Here is a 1101-nt window from a genome sequence, read left to right on the forward strand (position 1 = left end):
TCACGGTGGACTGGGAGGCGTTCTTCGCCGGTACGGGCGCCCGTCGGGTGGACCTGCCGACCTACGCCTTCCAGCACGAGCGGTACTGGCCGGAGACGCAGGGGTCGGCCGGTGACGTGTCCGGGGCCGGGCTCGAGTCCGTGGAGCACCCCCTGCTCGGCGCTGTCGTCGAGCTGCCGGACGGCGGCGGTGTCATCCTCACCGGTCGGCTGTCGCTGCGTGCGCAGCCGTGGCTGGCGGATCACGTGGTGGACGGCCGGGTGCTGTTCCCCGGCACCGGGTTCGTCGAGCTGGCGCTGCGCGCCGGCGACGAGATCGGCCTCCAGCAGATCGAGGAGATGACGCTGGCCGTCCCGCTGTTGCTGCCCGAGACCGGAGCGGTCGCCGCGCAGGTGCGGGTATCGGCCCCCGACGAGAACGGCCGCGCCGGACTCGATATCTTCTCCCGCGACTCCGGCGACGGAGAGGAGTGGATCCGGCACGCGACCGGCGTCCTCGGTGCGGCGGCCGTCGAACCGGTCTGGGACGCGGGGCACTGGCCGCCGGCCGGGGCCGTCGCGCTCGACCTTGCCGACTTCTACGACGGAACCGGCTACGGGCCGACCTTCCAGGGCGTCACTGCCGCCTGGCGCGTCGGCGACGGTGTGTTCACCGAGGTCACGCTGCCGGAGCGGGTCCGTGACGTGGCGGCCTTCGGTATCCACCCCGCGCTGCTCGACGCGGTGCTCCACGGGGCCGCGTTCCTCGAGGCCGCCGAGCCCGGCACGCTGCTGCCGTACGCGTGGACGGGTGTGGGACTGCACGCGAGCGGCGCAGCCACCGTACGGGTGCGACTGAGCGGCTCCGCGGCCGCCGGCATCGAGATCGCGGTCGCCGACGGCACCGGCAGGCCCGTCGCGACGATCGGCACGCTGCACCTGCGTGCCCCCGAACGCCTGGAGCGCGCACATTCGTTGTATCGGGTGGAGTGGTCGGTGCCGGTGCCGGCGGTGGATGCGGGTGATGTGCGGTTCGTGGAGTTGGTGGGTGGTGAGGATGTGGTGGCGTCGGCGCATGCGTTGGCGGTGCGGGCGCTGGAGGTGGTGCGGGAGCCGGATGCGC

1 protein-coding gene is annotated in these 1101 nt (G+C 73.4%); it reads left to right on the plus strand.

Annotated elements, in window-relative coordinates; genetic code table 11:
- Positions 1 to 1101 (plus strand): polyketide synthase dehydratase domain-containing protein (locus AB0E62_RS40070; protein WP_362206099.1); only part of this gene is annotated, 1101 nt, incomplete at both ends.

Origin of the sequence: Streptomyces sp. NPDC038707 (assembly GCF_040636485.1) — a bacterium.
In the GTDB taxonomy this organism is placed as follows: domain Bacteria; phylum Actinomycetota; class Actinomycetes; order Streptomycetales; family Streptomycetaceae; genus Streptomyces.